Here is a 16,126-nt window from a genome sequence, read left to right on the forward strand (position 1 = left end):
GTTTCGCTGGCCAGCATGTCGGCGCTGTTGCGGATGGTGCGCAGGGCGCTGGCGAGCACGTCCAGGCGGTTGCTGGTCTCGGGCGTTTCCAGCCACAGCAGGGCCATGCGGGAGAGCGCCGAGATTTCGGCACAGCCTTGCTGCACCAGGCGGTCCACCTCGGTCACGACCTGGGTGAAATGCTCGGCGCTGGGTGGGGGTCTGGGTGTCATGGCTCGGCTCTCCGTGCAAGGTTGAGAGAGGCCGTGGAAAGGCAAACGTTGCGCATGCTTCCGTGCTCCTAGTCGAGGCTTGAGACCACCGGGTTGCGTTTTCAAGCGCAGGCAGGTGGGCGGGATGTTGAAAACACGAGACTAGTCGTGCGGGCAGCCTTGCGGTGAGCCCCATCCCGCCCGAAATCGCACAGACGTGGGCAAGCGCCCACGAATACAGGATTCAGACGTGACAAAGCCTCGCTGACGGGGAGGCTGCACCGCTAGTCTTGGAAAAGGTGTTTTCAAGCACCGGCCCCGTGACAGGGGGCTGGTGCGGATTGTGGCATAGCGACTGGAGTTGCTCCAGAGGGGCTGGCATGACCTGGCAACTGCGGCGAGTCAGTTGACGAAGCAGTCCTGTCCTTCGGCAGGACTGCAACCCAGCAGGCGGCCCGACGCAGGCGCTGGCATACGGGGAGCTGGTGCGGGCCTTCGCTGCGCTGGGCCCGGTTCAGGGGGCTGTGCTGCTTTTGACGTAGTGGGAGCAGCCCACGGCGACGACTTCGCCGCTGGTTTCGCTGGCCAGCATGTCGGCGCTGTTGCGGATGGTGCGCAGGGCGCTGGCGAGCACGTCCAGGCGGTTGCTGGTTTCGGGCGTTTCCAGCCACAGCAGGGCCATGCGGGAGAGCGCAGAGATCTCGGCACAGCCTTGCTGCACCAGGCGGTCCACCTCGGTCACGACCTGGGTGAAATGCTCGGCGCTTGGTGGGGGTCTGGGTGTCATGGCTCGGCTCTCCGTGCAAAGGTGAGGCGGGCCATCGAGATGGATGCGATGTACATGGTTCCGTGCTCCTATTCGAGACTGAACCACCAGGCCGGGTTTTCAAGCACAGCAATGGTGGACGGGATGTTGAAAACACGAGAATAGTCGTGCGGGCAGCCTTGCGGTGAGCCCCATCCCGTCCCAAACCGTTCGGATGCAGGCAAGCGCCCACGATCCAAGCAAATCAGACGTGACAAGGCCTCGCTATCGGGGAGGCCGCTCCGCTATTCTTCAAAGGTGTTTTCAAGCACCGGCCCCGTGACAGGGGGCTGGTGCGGATTGTGGCATAGCGACTGGAGTTGCTCCAGCGGGGCTGGCATGACCTGGCAGGTCATGGACTCGGGGGGCGGTGGCGGCGGAGCATCGGTGGGGCCGGCTTGCGAGGTGCATGCCCGGCGATCCACAAGGAGTGCTGATGCCGATGTTTTCCCATGCCCGTTTCCTGTCCCGCACCCTGTGGGCCGACGCCATCTGCTGCGCCGCGGCCGGTGCGGTGCAGCTGGCTTTTTCGCAGCCCTTGGCCGTTTCAACGGGCTTGCCGCAGGCGCTGCTGCTGGGCACGGGGTGCTTCTTGCTGGCCTGGGCCTGCGTGGCTGGCTGGGGCGCGTGCCGCATGCCGCGCAGCAGGGGGCTGGTGGCCATTGCCGTGTTCGGCAACTTCGGCTGGGCCCTGGCGTGCGGCGTGTTGCTGTACAGCGGCGTGCTGGCGCCTGCGCCCGCAGGCTGGGCATGGGTGCTGGGCCAGGCGGCCATCGGCGTGGCGCTGGGCGATCTGCAGTGCGCGGGGTTGTGGCGCAGCAGGGCTTCGCTGGCCGGTTCGATGACAGCCCCGTGAAAGCCTGCCGCTTTTGCCGCGCGGACAGCGTTGTCCGCGTGTGACTATCGCCAATGGACCACAGCATCCGCGGGCACTTCTGGGCACAATGGAAATCAGAGTCTTGGTGCATGCCCAGCAGCCCGGAAAAGGCGGCGCGCATGTGCCTTCCCAGAGTTTCATCCAGGAGTCTCACGATGCGCCACGAATATGAAAACACCCTCAAGTCCTTTGCTGCGGCGGGGGGCAAGAAGGGCAAGTTCTTCTCCCTGCCTGAACTGGCAAGGCAATATCCACAGGTCCGGCGATTGCCCGTGTCGTTGCGCATCGTGCTGGAGTCCGTGCTGCGCAACTGCGATGGCAACAAGGTGACGCGCGAGCATGTGGAGCAGCTGGCGAACTGGAAGCCCCAGGCCGAGCGCGTGGACGAGATCCCCTTCGTGGTATCGCGCGTGGTGCTGCAGGATTTCACGGGCGTGCCGTTGCTGGCCGACCTGGCCGCGATGCGCAGCACGGCCGCCAGGCTGGGCAAGAAGCCCAAGTCCATCGAGCCGCTGGTGCCCGTGGACCTGGTGGTGGACCACTCCATCATGGTGGACTACTTCGGCACCAAGAAGGCGCTGGACCTGAACATGAAGCTGGAGTTCCAGCGCAACAAAGAGCGCTACCAGTTCATGAAGTGGGGCATGCAGGCCTTCGACACCTTCGGCGTGGTGCCGCCGGGCTTCGGCATCGTCCACCAGGTGAACCTGGAGTACCTGGCGCGCGGCGTGCACAAGACCAAGGACGGCGTGCACTACCCCGACACCCTGGTGGGCACGGACAGCCACACGACCATGATCAACGGCATCGGGGTGGTGGGCTGGGGCGTGGGCGGCATCGAGGCCGAGGCTGCCATGCTGGGCCAGCCCGTGTACTTCCTCACGCCCGATGTGGTGGGCTTCGAGCTGTCGGGCCAGCTGCGCGAGGGCGTGACGGCCACCGACCTGGTGCTGTCGGTGACAGAGATCCTGCGCCGCGAGAAGGTGGTGGGCAAGTTCGTGGAGTTCTTCGGCGAAGGCACGCGCAGCCTGGCGCTGCCCGACCGCGCCACCATCGGCAACATGGCGCCCGAGTACGGCGCCACCATGGGCTTTTTCCCCGTCGATGAAAAAACCATCGACTACTTCAGGGGCACGGGCCGCAGCAAGGCCGAGATCGAGGCCTTCGAGGGCTATTTCCGTGCACAGGAACTGTTCGGCGTGCCGGCCGCCGGCGAGATCGACTACTCGCATGTGGTGCGCCTGGACCTGGGCACCGTGGCGCCCAGCCTGGCCGGACCCAAGCGCCCGCAGGACCGCATCGAGCTGGGCAATGTGTCGTCCAAGTTCGATGAGCTGTTCAGCGCCCCTGCGGCGCACAACGGGTTCAACCAGCCGATGGAGCGGCTGGGCCGGAGCTTTCGCGTAGGCGGTGGCGGCGAGGGCGAGGTGGCGCCCGAGACGCCGGCCCATCCGCCCGGCGCGCAGCGCTCGCTGGCCGAGATGGAGGCCAACAAGCCCAGTCTGGAGGCCGCCCACAGCGAGGCACCTGTCGATGCCCCCGCCCCTGCCAAGCGCCTGAGCATCGCCAACGGCGACGTGCTGATTGCCGCCATCACCAGCTGCACCAACACCTCCAACCCCAGCGTGATGCTGGCCGCCGGCCTGCTGGCCAAGAAGGCGGTGAAGGCCGGGCTCACGGTGCAGCCGCACATCAAGACCTCTCTGGCGCCGGGCTCGCGCGTGGTGACCGAGTATTTGACCGAAGCCGGCCTGCTGCCCTACCTGGAAAAGCTGGGCTTTGCGCTGGCCGGCTACGGCTGCACCACCTGCATCGGCAACGCGGGCGACCTCACGCCGGAGCTCAACGAGGCCATCACCAGCAACGACCTGGTCTGCGCGGCCGTACTGTCGGGCAACCGCAACTTCGAGGCGCGCATCCACCCCAACATCAAGGCCAACTTCCTGGCCAGCCCGCCCCTGGTCGTGGCCTATGCCATTGCCGGCACGGTGCGCCGCGACCTGATGACCGAGCCCGTGGGCCAGGGCAAGAACGGCCGTGACATCTACCTGGGCGACATCTGGCCGACCAGCGAGGAAATCCATGCGCTGATGAAGTACGCCATGAACGGCAAGGCCTTCCGCGAGAACTACGAGAAGGTGCGCTCCGAGCCCGGCAAGCTCTGGGAAAAGATCCACGGCGTGACGGGCGCCACCTATACTTGGCCCGAGAGCACCTACATTGCCGAGCCGCCGTTCTTCGATGATTTCCGGCTCCAGCTGGACGCGCCTGCTGCCGGCGCCGAGGGCTCCAACCCCTACGTGGTGCACGGCGCGCGCGTGATGGCGCTGTTCGGCGACTCCATCACCACCGACCACATCTCGCCGGCCGGCTCCATCAAGGAAAGCTCGCCCGCAGGCCATTGGCTGCTGGCCCACGGCGTGCAAAAGGCCGACTTCAACAGCTACGGCTCGCGGCGCGGCAACCATGAGGTGATGATGCGCGGCACCTTTGCCAACGTGCGCATCAAGAACCTGATGATTCCGGCGCAGCCCGATGGCTCGCGCGAGGAGGGCGGCCTGACGCTGTACCGCGACGGCACGGGCCAGGTCACCAAGATGCCCATCTACGACGCGGCCATGAAGTACCAGGCCGAGGGCCGTGCCACCGTGATCTTCGCGGGCGAGGAATACGGCACGGGATCGAGCCGTGACTGGGCCGCCAAGGGCACGCAGCTGCTGGGCATCAAGGCCGTGGTGGCGCGCAGCTTCGAGCGCATCCACCGTTCCAACCTGGTGGGCATGGGCGTGCTGCCGCTGCAGTTCCTGGGCACGGACAGCTGGCAGACCCTGGGCCTGACGGGCGAGGAGTTTGTGGAAGTGATTCCCGCCGCCGACCTGGCACCGCAAAGCGAGGCCCAGCTGGTGATCACGCGTGCCGATGGCAGCAAGCAGACCGTGGTGGTCAAGCTGCGCATCGACACGCCCATCGAGGTGGACTACTACCGGCACGGCGGCATCCTGCCGTACGTTCTCAGGCAGCTCCTTGAATGAAGTTGGAAACCCCCTGAGCCGCTATGCGGCTTCCCCCTGGAAGGGGGACGACACCCTGGCGGCAGGGCGGCCCTTGCTCGGTGTCCCTCGCTTTTGGGTCACGCCAGTTTTGGACATAGTGAACTGAGCAAGGGTGTGGCGTTTATGGCTGCTGCCCCAGCCTGCCCACGCTGTCGCGCAGGTGGGCCAGCAGCGATTCGACCAGGGGCTGCACATGGCCCGGATGCCACATGGCCTGCATCTGCGACTGCGGGTGCCGGCCCTGGATGGGCACGAAGGCCAGCCCCGGGAAGCCCACGCGCTGCAGGCAGGCCGGCACCAGGGACACGCCCTGACGCAGCGACACCATGGACAGCACCGACAGCCAGTGCCGCACCTCGTGGTGCAGGTCGGGCGTGAAGCCCTCGCTCTGGCAGATCTGCCAGATCTGCTGGTGGTAGTCGGGCGAGACCTGGCGCGAGAACAGCACCATGCGCTCACCCGCCAGCTGGCGCACCTGCAGCTTGCGCAGTCCGGCCAGCGCATGGCCTGCGGGCAGGCAGGCCATGAAGGGCTCGCTCACCAGGGTGTGTGATTGCAGGCCAGGCGCGGGGCGCGTGGCGTGCAGCAGGCCCAGGTCCAGGCGTTCCTGCTGCAGGCCGGCGATCTGCTCGGCGCTGTTGAGCTCCAGCATGTCGATGCGCACCAGCGGGTGCCGGGCGCGAAAGCTCTCCAGCGCCTCGGGCAGCCCGCGGTAGATGGCCGATCCCACAAAGCCCAGCCGGATGCGGCCCTGCACGCCGTCGGCGATGGCGCGCATGTCCTGGCGCACGCGCTGGGCCTGTTCCATGATGTCCTGGGCCTGCACGCGCAGGTGCTTGCCGGCGGCCGTGAGCCGCACCTCCTTGCTGGTGCGCTCGAACAGCTGGGCGCCCAACTCTTCCTCCAGCTGGCGGATGGCCACGCTCAGCGGCGGCTGGGAGATGGACAGGCGCTGGGCTGCGCGGCTGAAGTGCAGCTCCTCGGCCAGCACCAGAAAGTACCTCAGTTGTCTCAGCTCCATGGCGTTCTATCCGGTTTGACTATTGATCAATACGTTATCGATATTTGACTCGAATAGGACTGTTTCCAAGAATGGGGGCATCCCCAAGACCCGGAGCCCATGCGCCCGGGCCAGGTTCCCGCACAGGAGACAGACCATGAACCCCGAACCGCAGGCGCTGGCCGCCATGCAGGCTTCCCCCGCCCAGGCTTTCCAGGCCGTGCCCGACCGCCACGGCAGCAACCTGTACACCACCGATTCGCAGTTGCAGCCGCTGCTGGCGCTGTACCTGCCGCCCGAGGTGAACGCGCACCTGCAGCCCCATCTGGAGCGCATGGGCGCGCTGGCCGGCCGCGAGATCGATGAATGGGCGCTGACCGCCGACAGGAATCCGCCCGAGCTGGAGCACCGCGATCGCACGGGGCGCGATGCGCAGCGCATCGTCAAGCACCCGGCCTATGTGGAGATGGAGCGCGTGGCCTATGGCGAGTTTGGCCTGGCCGTCATGTCGCACCGCACGGGCGTGCTGGGCTGGGATGGCAAGCTGCCGCCGCTGGCCAAGTACGCGCTGACCTATCTGTTCGTGCAGGCCGAGTTCGGCCTGTGCTGCCCGCTGTCCATGACGGACTCGCTGGCGCGCACGCTGCGCAAGTACGGCAAGCCGGCCCTGGTCGAGAAGTACTGGCCGCGCATGACGCAGCTGCGCTTCGAGGACCAGGCCCAGGGCGCCATGTTCATGACAGAGCAGGCGGCCGGCTCGGACATCTCCAACACCCAGACGCTGGCCCGCCCGGCCGCCGACGGCAGCTGGCGCCTGTCGGGCGACAAGTGGTTCTGCTCCAACCCCGATGCCGACTTCGCCATGGTGCTGGCGCGCGTGGAGGGCGCGCCGGCGGGCATGAAGGGCATCTCGCTGTTCCTGCTGCCGCGCCGGCTGGACGACGGCTCGGCCAACCACTACCGCATCGTGCGCCTCAAGCACAAGCTGGGCACGCGCTCCATGGCCAGCGGCGAGATCGTGCTCGAAGGCGCCGTCGCCTACCTGGTGGGCGAGCAGGGTCGGGGCTTCGTGCAGATGGCCGACATGGTGAACAACTCGCGCCTGTCCAACGGCGTGCGCTCGGCCGGGCTGATGCGCCGTGCCGTGGCCGAGGCAGAGTACGTGGCGCGCGAGCGCCGCGCCTTCGGCAAGGCCCTGCAGGACATGCCGCTGATGCAGCGCCAGCTCGACAAGCTGCGCATCTACTCCGAGCAGGCCCGCACCATGGTGCTGCAGACGGCCCAGGCGCTGCAGCGTTCGGACGCAGGCGAAGACGGCGCCTACGCGCTGCTGCGCATCCTCACGCCCATGATCAAGTTCCGCGCCTGCCGCGACGCGCGCAAGGTCACGGGCGACGCCATGGAAGTGCGCGGCGGATGCGGCTACATCGAGGAGTGGAGCGATCCGCGACTGGTGCGCGACTCCCACCTGGGATCGATCTGGGAAGGCACCAGCAACATCGTGGCGCTGGACGTGATCCGCGCCATCAAGCGCGAAGGCTCGCTGCCCGTGCTGCGCGACCACGCGGCCCAGCTGCTGGCCCAGACCGAGGCGGCCACGGACTTCAAGGCCGCGCTGTCGGCCAGCATGGACAAGGCTGCGGCCCTGGCCCTGCGCGCGGCCGAGGAGGGCGGTGACCGCCTGGCGCGCGCCGCCGCCTCGGGCCTGTACCACTGCTTCACGGCCACGGCCATGGCCTGGGAGGCATCGTGCACCGGCAGCGCCGAACGCATGCGCTGGGCCCAGCTGGTGCTGCTGCACCGCGTGCTGCCGCGCGACCCGCTGGCGGCAGGCGACCTGCCCGAAGGCTGGACACGCTGAGCCCATCGACCGCACCGACCCAGAACACACATCCCGTCCACAGGGATGACCGCACAAGTACCGGAGACAAACGCCATGCCTTGCACTGACCCGAAGCCGTCCTTCCAGAAACGCCAATTCCTGTGGGCGTGTGCGCTCGCCGCCACCGCCGCACTGCCGGCCGCCGCCCTGGCCGAACGCTTTCCCGAGCGGCCCATCAGCTTCGTCGTTCCCTTCCCGCCCGGCGGGCCCACGGACGCCATGGCCCGCACGCTGGCGATATCGCTGACCGAGACGCTGGGCCAGAGCGTGATCGTGGAGAACAAGGCCGGTGCGGGCGGCAACATCGGTGCCGACTTCGTGGCCCGCGCCAGGCCCGACGGCTACACCATCATGTTCGGCACTTCGGGGCCGCTGGCCATCAACAAGCACCTGTACCGCAAGATCAACTACGACCCGCAGACCAGCTTCGCGCCCATCATCCGCGTGGGCCACCTGCCCAACGTGCTGGTGGTCAACCCGGCCACCAAGGCCACCACCGTGCAGGAGCTGATTGCGCAGGACAAGGCCAAACCGGGCAGCCTGGACTATGCGTCCTCGGGCAATGGTGCCTCGTCGCACCTGGCGGGCGTGCTGTTCAACAAGATGGCCGGCACCTCGCTGCAGCACATTCCCTACAAGGGCACGGGCCCGGCGCTCAACGACCTGCTGGCGGGGCAGGTGAACATGACCTTCACCGACATCCTCACCGCCATGCCCTACATCAAGGCCGGCAAGTTCAAGGCCATTGGCGTGGCCACGGAAAAACGCTCCCAGGCCATGCCCGACATCCCCACCATCGCCGAGCAGGGCCTGCCCGGCTACGACGTGAGCGTGTTCTTCGGCGTGGTGGCACCGGCCGGCACGCCGGCCGACCGCATCGAGACGTTGAACGCGGCCTTCCGCAAGGCTCTGAGCAGCGAGCGCATCCGCAAGACCTTTGCCGACCAGGGGCTGGAGCCGGCATCGGATCTGTCGCCAGCGGGGCTGTCGACCTTCATCGCGCAGGAAGTGACCAAGTGGAAGGCCGTGGTCGATGCCTCCGGCGCCAAACTGGATTGAATAGATGGAGAACACCCCCTGAGCGGCTACGCCGCTTCCCCCTCTCTCGCACGCGGGAGTGGGACGGCGCCTTCGCTGCGGGGCGGCCCTTGCTGGGCGCCCCAGTGGCTTGAAGCACGCCAGTCTTGCACCTTGTGCCAATGAAGAAAGAAACTTTATGAGCAGAGCCAATGGTGCCCTCCAGGGCATCCGTGTCCTCGACCTCTCCCGCATTCTTGGTGGCCCGCTGTGCGGCCAGATCCTGGGCGACCACGGCGCCGACGTGCTCAAGGTGGAGCCGCCGCAGGGCGACGATACGCGCGCCTGGGGGCCGCCGTTCCAGGACGGTGTGTCCTCCTACTACCGGGGCCTGAACCGCAACAAGCGGCTGCAGTTCCTGGACCTGTCCCAGCCCGAAGGCCAGCAGGCCGTGCTGGCGCTGATGGAGCAGGCCGATGTGGTGGTGGAGAACTTCAAGATCGGCACCATGGAGAAATGGGGCATTGGCTGGGAGCAGCTGCGCGAGCGCTTTCCTCGCCTCATCTGGTGCCGCGTCAGCGGCTTCGGCGCCGATGGCCCGCTGGGCGCCTGGCCCGGCTATGACGCGGCCATCCAGGCCATGACGGGTCTGATGAGCGTCAACGGCGAGGCCGGCGGCGATCCGCTGCGCGTGGGCCTGCCCGTGGTGGACATGGTCACGGGCATGAACGGCGTCATCGGCGTGCTGCTGGCGCTGCAGGAGCGCCAGCGCAGCGGCCTGGGCCAGCTGGTCGATGTCTCGCTGTACGACAGCGGCATCTCGCTGCTGCACCCGCATGCGGGCAACTGGTTCATGAGCGGCAGGACACCGGGGCGCTCGGGCAATGCCCATCCCAACATCTATCCCTACGACAGCTTTGCCACGGGCACCACGCCGGTCTTCCTGGCCGTGGGCAACGACCGCCAGTTCCGCCTGCTGTGCGAGCACCTGGGATGCCCGCAACTGGTGGCCGACGAGCGCTTCGCCACGGCCGGCCAGCGCTCGCACCACCGCGATGCGCTCAAGCCGCTGCTGGAGCAGGCCCTGCAGGCCAGCGACGGCCCCGCCCTGGCCGATGCGCTGATGGCCATCGGCGTGCCCGCCGCGCCCGTGCTGGGCGTGGACGCGGCGCTCAACCACCCGCATACCCTGCACCGCGAGATGGTGGTGGAGATGCAGGGCGGCTACCGGGGCCTGGGCGCGCCCGTCAAGCTCAGCCGCACGCCGGCCAGCTACCGGCATGCGCCGCTGGCCGAGGGCGACAGTTTCGAGTGATTTGCCTGGTGCGCTCAGGGCACGATGGGGCGCAGTTGCGCGTCGGCCATGCCCACCAGCAGCGCACGCCCGTCGGGCTCCACGCGGAACTCGCCGTAGCGGGCCTGCTCCCAGCGCTGGCCATCGCCTTCGCGGAAGTACCAGGCATCCGTCACCAGCGTCCACCGGCCGCCGCGCGGGGTGAGTTCAAAGCGCTGCTCGCCGGGCGCCAGCGGCTCGCTGGCCGTGCCGGTGCGCAGCCACTGCACCACGCCCTGCTCATCGAGCTTGCCGATGGCGTACAGGCGTCCGCCGCGCAGGTTCTCTTTCTCCACGTCCCTGTCCTCGGAAGGCAGGCGGAAGTTCAGGCGCATGTAGTCGCCCTGCATCAGGGAGCGCGGGTCCACCGGCGCCAGTTCCACGAACACCTTGCGGCCCTGGGCGATGGTGCGTTCCTTCTGCGCAATGCCGATATTGGCCACCGCCAGCGTGCAGGCCGCCGTCAGCACCACCAGCCACGGCGCCCAGCGCTGCAGGGGCGCGGCGCCCGATGCGGCGGCGGTCTCCGCGCTGCCTGGCAGGGCTGCCGCGCGCGGCCCTGCCCAGGCCAGCAGGCCCAGCAAGGCGCCGCAGCCGGCCAGCACCAGGGCCTTGGTGGCCAGTGGCCAGGCCAGCTGGTAGTAGAAGCTGCCCACGATCCAGGCGGCAGCCAGGGCGGCCGCTGCGGCCTGCCGCCAGCGGCCGCTGGTGCCGGTCACCGCCAGCGCCAGCAGGCAGGCGCCCAGCCAGGGCAGAAAGGCACTCAGCACGGCCAGCACCACGGCAGCCACGGCGGCGCGCGGCTGCCGCAGCGTGGGCCATGCGCGCTGGGCGAACCAGGCGGCTGCCAGGGCCAGCACGGCCGAGCCGGCCTGCGTCAGAACGCCCATGGAGATGTTCGGGGCGGCTTCCTGCGCCAGCTCGCCCGCCAGGCCGCCGCCCAGCACGCCGGCCACCATGAAGCTCCTGCCGGACAGAAAGGCCAGGCCAGCCAGCACCGCCAGCAGCCAGCCCGTGGCAAAGGGCTCCAGCGCCGCCGCCATGCGGGTCTGTGCCGCAGACTGCCCCAGCGCGCGCCACTGGGCTGCCAGCAGCAGCATCCAGAGCAGCAGCGCCGCATGCACGATGACCCAGGTCGGCAGGCCTGCGTACAGGGTGGATGGATCGTTGTCCGGCCAGAGCATGGTGCAAAACAGCAGCGCGCAGGCGGCGCCCAGCAGCACGCGCAGCCAGGGCCTTGGAATGGCGGCCGTGCAGGCCAGCGCAATGGCCAGGCCTATCGCGCCCGCAGCCTGCCCCGACAGGTCGCGCGCCAGGCCAAAGCCCAGCAGGCCGGCGCCGGTCAGCATGGCAGGCAGGGCCAGTTGCTCCAGGAAGACGGGCAGCTCCTCGGCGCGCAGCACGGCCACGGCTGCGGCCAGCATCATGGCGCCGATCACATAGGTGCCTGCGCCGCGCTCTATCCAGTCGGACAGGGCAAACGCAAACAGAATCAGCAAGGGAAGAAGGGCCAGCCAGGCGCCCAGCGCCGTGAGCAGCACCACCGCCCAATGGCGGTCGTTGGCGGCAGGGCGGCGATCCTGCAAGGCGGCAGGCGGCAGGATGCCCTGGTCCACGGCCTGGCGCAGCAGGGTGTCGTGTTCGTGGCTCATTGAAGGCCTCCTTCCGCGTTGCGTGACATTCGAAGCACCAGGCTGACCGTGGCCGCCAGCAGGCACGCAGCGCCCAGGCCGACGAGCAGCAGCATGCCCGTGAAGTCCGCCCCCAGTTTCTCCAGCAGCAGGTAGACCAGGCCGCACACCAGCAGCACGTTCAGGCCCAGCGCCGCACCGCTGAGCAGGAAGATGTCGAAATGCCTGCGCAGGCCCGCCAGCGCCGCCGCGCCTGCCAGCAGCACCAGCCCCAGCGGGTACTGCGGCGCCACCGTGCTGTGGAACAGCCCGCTGATGGCGGTGGAGGTGATCATCGCCAGCGCCAGCGCGCCCGCGCCGCGCAAGGCCCACAGCCCCGCGCCCGTGAAGCGCCGCAGGGCCGGTGCCATGACCGCGGTGACGGCAAGGGCGGCGCCCAGGGCAACGGCATGGACGCCCAGGTCGCGCGACTCCACCTCCCAGAACTGCGGCGTATGGGCCTGCGCCCACAGCGCAATGCCCGTCATGGCAACCACCACCCAGGGCACCCAGACGCCATCGCTGCGCGCCGCCAGGGCCAGCGGCAGGGTCAGCGCTGCCCACAGCGCAAACAGCTGCCAGGGGTCCGCTCCCGTCTGGTAGGTCTGCCCGAAAAAGGCGAACAGCGCACCCGTGCCCAGCAGCGCCAGCACGGACAGCGGCACGCGCGCCGCCGCGCGCCATGCCGCGCCAAGACACATCACGAGCACGAAGCCCTGCAGCAGGGCGAAGCGCTGCATGCGGCCCATGCTCTCCCAATTGGCGGCAATCCACAGCACGATGCCCAGCCCGCCCAGCGCCGCGCCCAGCAAGGCCACCACGGGCCACAGGCGGGTTCTGAGCGCAGCCGGTTCCTGCTCGAATCCCGCCAGTGCAAACAGCTGCACGGCGGCCTTGCGGTCCAGGCCATGTTGGCGGACAAGGTCATGCAATAGGGGGCGCAGGTTCATGGTGCGGACGTTCCTTGGCTTGAAGAGTCGGATGCCCGACTGTGCCAGAACCTCGCGTGCATGGATGGCGGCGCAGGACGGCATTCCGGCGAGCCGGGCGAGCCGTGGGAAGATCGCGGCCAGAGTCCTGCCATCCTCTTGCCATTGCTGCCAAGCCCAATCCTGCCGCCATGCCTTTCCTGCCTGCCCCTTGCCCTGGTGCGCAAACGCACCAGCATCCGCATCCGCACCCACAACCTGCAGGGCAGGCGCGATGAAGCGCGGCGATGCGCTGGACGGGCAGATCGAGTGGCAGCCGGTCACCCGGCCTGCCGCCATCGCGCTGACGGCCTTTGCCGCCTGGATCGTCTGGGGCCACTTCCTCAGCCAGGGTCACTGGCTGCTGCTGCTGGACAACGCCAACCTGGCACTGCACGAAGCCGGGCATCCGCTGGTGGCCCTGTTCTCGCAGCATCTCTCGGTCTACGGCGGCACGCTGTTCCAGCTGCTGTTCCCGGCCCTGTTCATGCGCCATTTCCACAGGCAGGGCCAGCGCACGGGCTGGATTGCCGCGCTGATGTGGCTGGGGGAGAGCCTCATGAACGTGGCCCACTACATGAAGGACGCGCGTGCCCAGGTACTGCCGCTGGTGGGCGGCGGCGACCATGACTGGACGGAGATCTTCAGCCGCTGGGGCGTGCTCCAGGCCGATGTGCGCATCGGCACGCTGACGGCGCTGCTGGGGCTGTGCCTGGTGCTGTGGGGGCTGCGGTTTGCCGTTGCGGCGCTGCGCTCGCCGCAGGCCTGACCCGCCATCTGATACGGTCGAATCCGCTGCATCTGCTGCTACCGCCAGGGCAGGGCGCTGGGCATAGTCCAGGCAGTCCCCGGCAATTCATGACAAGCCCGCATCAAGGGCGCAGCGGCCGGGGCGAAGGCCCCGCATGTCAGAACGACCGAAACCGCTTCCCGATGAAACCGCCGCAGCCCCCCGGCCGCGGCCCGCGCCACGCAAGGTGATTCCCATCGCCGATGCCAGCGCGGACTCCCCGCTGTTCGAATCGCGCAGGAAGATCCAGCCGCGCTCCATCACGGGGCGCTTCACCCATTGGCGCTGGGCCATGGTCTGGCTCACGCAGCTGTTCTTCTATGGCATTCCCTGGCTGCAGATCCATGGCCGGCAGGCCCTGCTGTTCGACCTGGAGCAGCGGCGCTTCTACGTCTTCGGCTGGCTGCTGTATCCGCAGGACTTCATCTACCTGGCCGTGCTGCTCATCGTCTCGGCGCTGGCGCTGTTCCTGTTCACCACGGTGGCGGGGCGGCTGTGGTGCGGTTTTTCCTGCCCGCAGACGGTCTACACCGAGCTGTTCATGTGGGTGGAGCGCCGGCTGGAGGGCGACCGCAGCGCGCGGCTGCGGCTGGACGGCAGCGGCTGGGGCGCGGAGAAGATCGCGCGGCGCGGCGGCAAGCATGCGCTGTGGCTGCTGATCTCGCTGTGGACGGGGCTGACCTTCGTCGGCTACTTCGTGCCCATCCGCAGCCTGCTGCCCGAGGTGCTGGCGCTGACCGGCGCATGGCAGATCTTCTGGGTGCTGTTCTATGCGCTGGCCACCTACGGCAACGCGGGCTTCCTGCGCGAGCAGGTCTGCAAGCACATGTGCCCCTATGCGCGCTTCCAGAGCGCCATGTTCGACAAGGACACCCTGGTCGTCACCTACGACACCGCACGCGGCGAATCGCGCGGCCCGCGCCACAAGGGGGTGGACTACCGGGCCCAGGGGCTTGGCGACTGCATCGACTGCACGCTGTGCGTGCAGGTCTGCCCGGTGGGTATCGACATACGCGACGGCCTGCAGTACGAGTGCATTGGCTGCGGCCTGTGCATCGACGCCTGCAACAGCGTCATGGACCGCATGCATTACCCGCGCGGGCTGATCCGCCTGTCCACGCAGAACGGCGTGGCCCGGGGCTGGCGCCAGAGCGAGCTGGTGCGCCGCATCTTCCGCCCGCGCGTGCTCATCTACGGCACGGCGCTGGTGGCCATCTCCACGGCCATGGTGGCCAGCCTAGCGCTGCGCACGCCGCTGAAGGTGGACGTGGTGCGCGACCGGGGCACGCTTTCGCGCATCGTGGCCGGCGGCCAGATCGAGAACATCTACCGCGTGCAGATCGGCAATGCCACGGAGCAGGACCAGCGCTATGTGCTGTCGGCCTCGGGCATCGAAGGCCTGCGCGTGGCTTCGGAGACCGAGGTGGACGTGGGCGCGGCCCAGGACCGCTGGGTCGTGGTGCGGCTGCAGGCGCCCTATGGCGCGGCCGGCCCTGGCTCGCATGGCGTGGAGATCACGGCCACGGCGGTGGGTGATCCGGCGCTTACCAAGCAGGCGCACAGCACGTTCCTGGTGCCGCGCTGAAGGGCTGGTTGGATGGATTGATTCAGGAGTACGGCGCAGTTGTTGTGCACGATGCCTGGTCCGCTGCAGCGCGGGCGGGCATCGGTTTTGAGGCCCCGGGATTTTCTCCGGGGCCTTTTTTTGTAGTGAGATTGATGCGTCTTCCACAGTCTGCACAGCCAGCCTCATGAGTGAACTTGGCTGCTTGAAACCAGAGGCCGAGCGAAGCAAAGGCCCGTCACGGCTCCCCGTATGTCAGCGCCTGCGGCGTAGTGGTTGCGGGGTTGCAGTCCTGCCGAAGGACAGGACTGCTTCGTGATCTGACTCGCTGCGGTTGTTTGAGCGGCGCGCGAAGCGCAAAGCGAGTTCCGCAGCGAACCCTGCAACCGCCATGACGCAGGTTGCCCGCAGCGAAGCGGAGGGTCGCGGACATCCGGGGTCGCCTTCTTTGATCTGACCTTTCTTGGCGAATCAAGAAAGGGCAGTCGGCTGCCGGGCCGAGACCCGGCCTCTAAAAGCTGCCGCCCGGCAGGGGCAAAACTTGCGAACAGTCTTTGACGACACGGGTCAGGATTCGTGCGGACAGGATGTGGCAGCACGCTGCATCCCATTGGCATTACCCTGTGTCTACCGAAGCCTTGCAGTCAGGCGTTTTGTTGGAGGTGCATTGTGAGCAAGATCATTGAATCCCTGCGCGGCGATCTGGCTGCGCTGTACGAAGCGGGCGCCATCGACAAGGTGACGATGCGCGAGTTCGACGCGATCTGTCCTCCCCCGGTGCGGGAGTTCGAGGCGGCCGACATCAAACAACTGCGCGAGACTTTGAAGTTCAGCCAACCGGTGTTTGCGCTGCATTTGCACACCACGGCTTCCACGGTGCGCAAATGGGAGCAGGGCGAAACCCGTCCCGCCGGACCGGCGCTCAAGCTGCTCAACGTCATCGCCGACAAAGGCCTCCAGGCCATCCTCTGAGCCG

The 16,126-nt window shown here is 68.0% G+C and carries 13 protein-coding genes; 8 read left to right on the forward strand and 5 right to left on the reverse strand.

What is annotated here, in order from left to right; genetic code table 11:
• Together BW39_RS14810 and BW39_RS14815 are read right to left on the reverse strand one after the other, a co-directional pair.
• On the reverse strand, positions 1-212 hold a 212-nt coding region (locus BW39_RS14810; RefSeq protein WP_043822694.1), incomplete at its 3' end, for a hypothetical protein.
• A 493-nt stretch (positions 213-705) separates the two neighbouring features.
• Complete coding sequence (locus BW39_RS14815; protein ID WP_043822610.1) at positions 706-978, reverse strand: hypothetical protein; 273 nt, start codon at positions 976-978, stop codon at positions 706-708.
• 454 nt (positions 979-1,432) lie between these two features.
• On the opposite strand from BW39_RS14815, the gene BW39_RS14820 reads away from it, so the two are divergent.
• Positions 1,433-1,852: a hypothetical protein gene (locus BW39_RS14820; RefSeq protein WP_043822696.1), complete on the forward strand. Its 420-nt coding sequence runs from the start codon at positions 1,433-1,435 to the stop codon at positions 1,850-1,852.
• 176 nt (positions 1,853-2,028) lie between these two features.
• Entirely contained in the window at positions 2,029-4,905 is a 2,877-nt protein-coding gene (locus tag BW39_RS14825) for an aconitate hydratase (protein WP_043822611.1), read from the forward strand.
• A 142-nt stretch (positions 4,906-5,047) separates the two neighbouring features.
• On the opposite strand, the gene BW39_RS14830 is transcribed toward BW39_RS14825, so the two are convergent.
• A complete protein-coding gene (locus tag BW39_RS14830) occupies positions 5,048-5,947 on the reverse strand; it encodes a LysR family transcriptional regulator (protein ID WP_043822612.1) in 900 nt (299 codons plus the stop codon).
• 136 nt (positions 5,948-6,083) lie between these two features.
• Here BW39_RS14830 and BW39_RS14835 point away from each other — a divergent pair, with 136 nt between their 5' ends.
• From BW39_RS14835 to BW39_RS14845, 3 genes are all read left to right on the forward strand, one after another.
• A complete protein-coding gene (locus tag BW39_RS14835) occupies positions 6,084-7,787 on the forward strand; it encodes an acyl-CoA dehydrogenase family protein (RefSeq protein WP_043822614.1) in 1,704 nt (567 codons plus the stop codon).
• A 75-nt stretch (positions 7,788-7,862) separates the two neighbouring features.
• Positions 7,863-8,867: a Bug family tripartite tricarboxylate transporter substrate binding protein gene (locus tag BW39_RS14840; protein WP_043822617.1), complete on the forward strand. Its 1,005-nt coding sequence runs from the start codon at positions 7,863-7,865 to the stop codon at positions 8,865-8,867.
• A gap of 157 nt (positions 8,868-9,024) precedes the next feature.
• Positions 9,025-10,140: a CaiB/BaiF CoA transferase family protein gene (locus BW39_RS14845; protein ID WP_043822619.1), complete on the forward strand. Its 1,116-nt coding sequence runs from the start codon at positions 9,025-9,027 to the stop codon at positions 10,138-10,140.
• A gap of 14 nt (positions 10,141-10,154) precedes the next feature.
• Here BW39_RS14845 and BW39_RS14850 read toward each other — a convergent pair whose 3' ends face one another.
• Together BW39_RS14850 and BW39_RS14855 are read right to left on the reverse strand one after the other, a co-directional pair.
• Entirely contained in the window at positions 10,155-11,810 is a 1,656-nt protein-coding gene (locus tag BW39_RS14850) for a GDYXXLXY domain-containing protein (protein WP_043822622.1), read from the reverse strand.
• Positions 11,807-12,778: a DUF2157 domain-containing protein gene (locus tag BW39_RS14855; RefSeq protein WP_034398293.1), complete on the reverse strand. Its 972-nt coding sequence runs from the start codon at positions 12,776-12,778 to the stop codon at positions 11,807-11,809. Before BW39_RS14855 ends, BW39_RS14850 begins: the two co-directional genes overlap by 4 nt.
• A 253-nt stretch (positions 12,779-13,031) precedes the next feature.
• On the opposite strand from BW39_RS14855, the gene BW39_RS14860 reads away from it, so the two are divergent.
• The 3 genes from BW39_RS14860 (at position 13,032) to BW39_RS14870 (ending at position 16,122) form a co-directional block, all read left to right on the forward strand.
• The gene (locus BW39_RS14860) at positions 13,032-13,565 is read left to right on the forward strand and encodes a hypothetical protein (RefSeq protein ID WP_043822624.1); all 534 of its coding nucleotides are present in this window, start codon (positions 13,032-13,034) and stop codon (positions 13,563-13,565) included.
• Positions 13,566-13,701: 136 nt separating this feature from the next.
• Entirely contained in the window at positions 13,702-15,171 is a 1,470-nt protein-coding gene (gene ccoG / locus BW39_RS14865) for a cytochrome c oxidase accessory protein CcoG (RefSeq protein WP_052155346.1), read from the forward strand.
• Positions 15,172-15,819: 648 nt separating this feature from the next.
• Positions 15,820-16,122 (forward strand): helix-turn-helix domain-containing protein, encoded by a 303-nt coding sequence (locus tag BW39_RS14870; protein ID WP_016450218.1) that lies wholly within the window; start codon positions 15,820-15,822, stop codon positions 16,120-16,122.
• The last annotated feature ends 4 nt before the right edge of the window (positions 16,123-16,126 follow it).

Origin of the sequence: Delftia sp. RIT313 (genome assembly GCF_000632165.1) — a bacterium.
Taxonomy (GTDB): domain Bacteria; phylum Pseudomonadota; class Gammaproteobacteria; order Burkholderiales; family Burkholderiaceae_C; genus Comamonas; species Comamonas acidovorans.

Bases quoted from the DNA above. Each gene is read 5' to 3' on its own strand.
- BW39_RS14815 (WP_043822610.1), bottom strand. From the start codon at position 978: ATGACACCCAGACCCCCACCAAGCGCCGAGCATTTCACCCAGGTCGTG.
- BW39_RS14820 (WP_043822696.1), top strand. From the start codon at position 1,433: ATGCCGATGTTTTCCCATGCCCGTTTCCTGTCCCGCACCCTGTGGGCC.
- BW39_RS14825 (WP_043822611.1), top strand. From the start codon at position 2,029: ATGCGCCACGAATATGAAAACACCCTCAAGTCCTTTGCTGCGGCGGGG.
- BW39_RS14830 (WP_043822612.1), bottom strand. From the start codon at position 5,947: ATGGAGCTGAGACAACTGAGGTACTTTCTGGTGCTGGCCGAGGAGCTG.
- BW39_RS14835 (WP_043822614.1), top strand. From the start codon at position 6,084: ATGAACCCCGAACCGCAGGCGCTGGCCGCCATGCAGGCTTCCCCCGCC.
- BW39_RS14840 (WP_043822617.1), top strand. From the start codon at position 7,863: ATGCCTTGCACTGACCCGAAGCCGTCCTTCCAGAAACGCCAATTCCTG.
- BW39_RS14845 (WP_043822619.1), top strand. From the start codon at position 9,025: ATGAGCAGAGCCAATGGTGCCCTCCAGGGCATCCGTGTCCTCGACCTC.
- BW39_RS14850 (WP_043822622.1), bottom strand. From the start codon at position 11,810: ATGAGCCACGAACACGACACCCTGCTGCGCCAGGCCGTGGACCAGGGC.
- BW39_RS14855 (WP_034398293.1), bottom strand. From the start codon at position 12,778: ATGAACCTGCGCCCCCTATTGCATGACCTTGTCCGCCAACATGGCCTG.
- BW39_RS14860 (WP_043822624.1), top strand. From the start codon at position 13,032: ATGAAGCGCGGCGATGCGCTGGACGGGCAGATCGAGTGGCAGCCGGTC.
- ccoG (WP_052155346.1), top strand. From the start codon at position 13,702: ATGTCAGAACGACCGAAACCGCTTCCCGATGAAACCGCCGCAGCCCCC.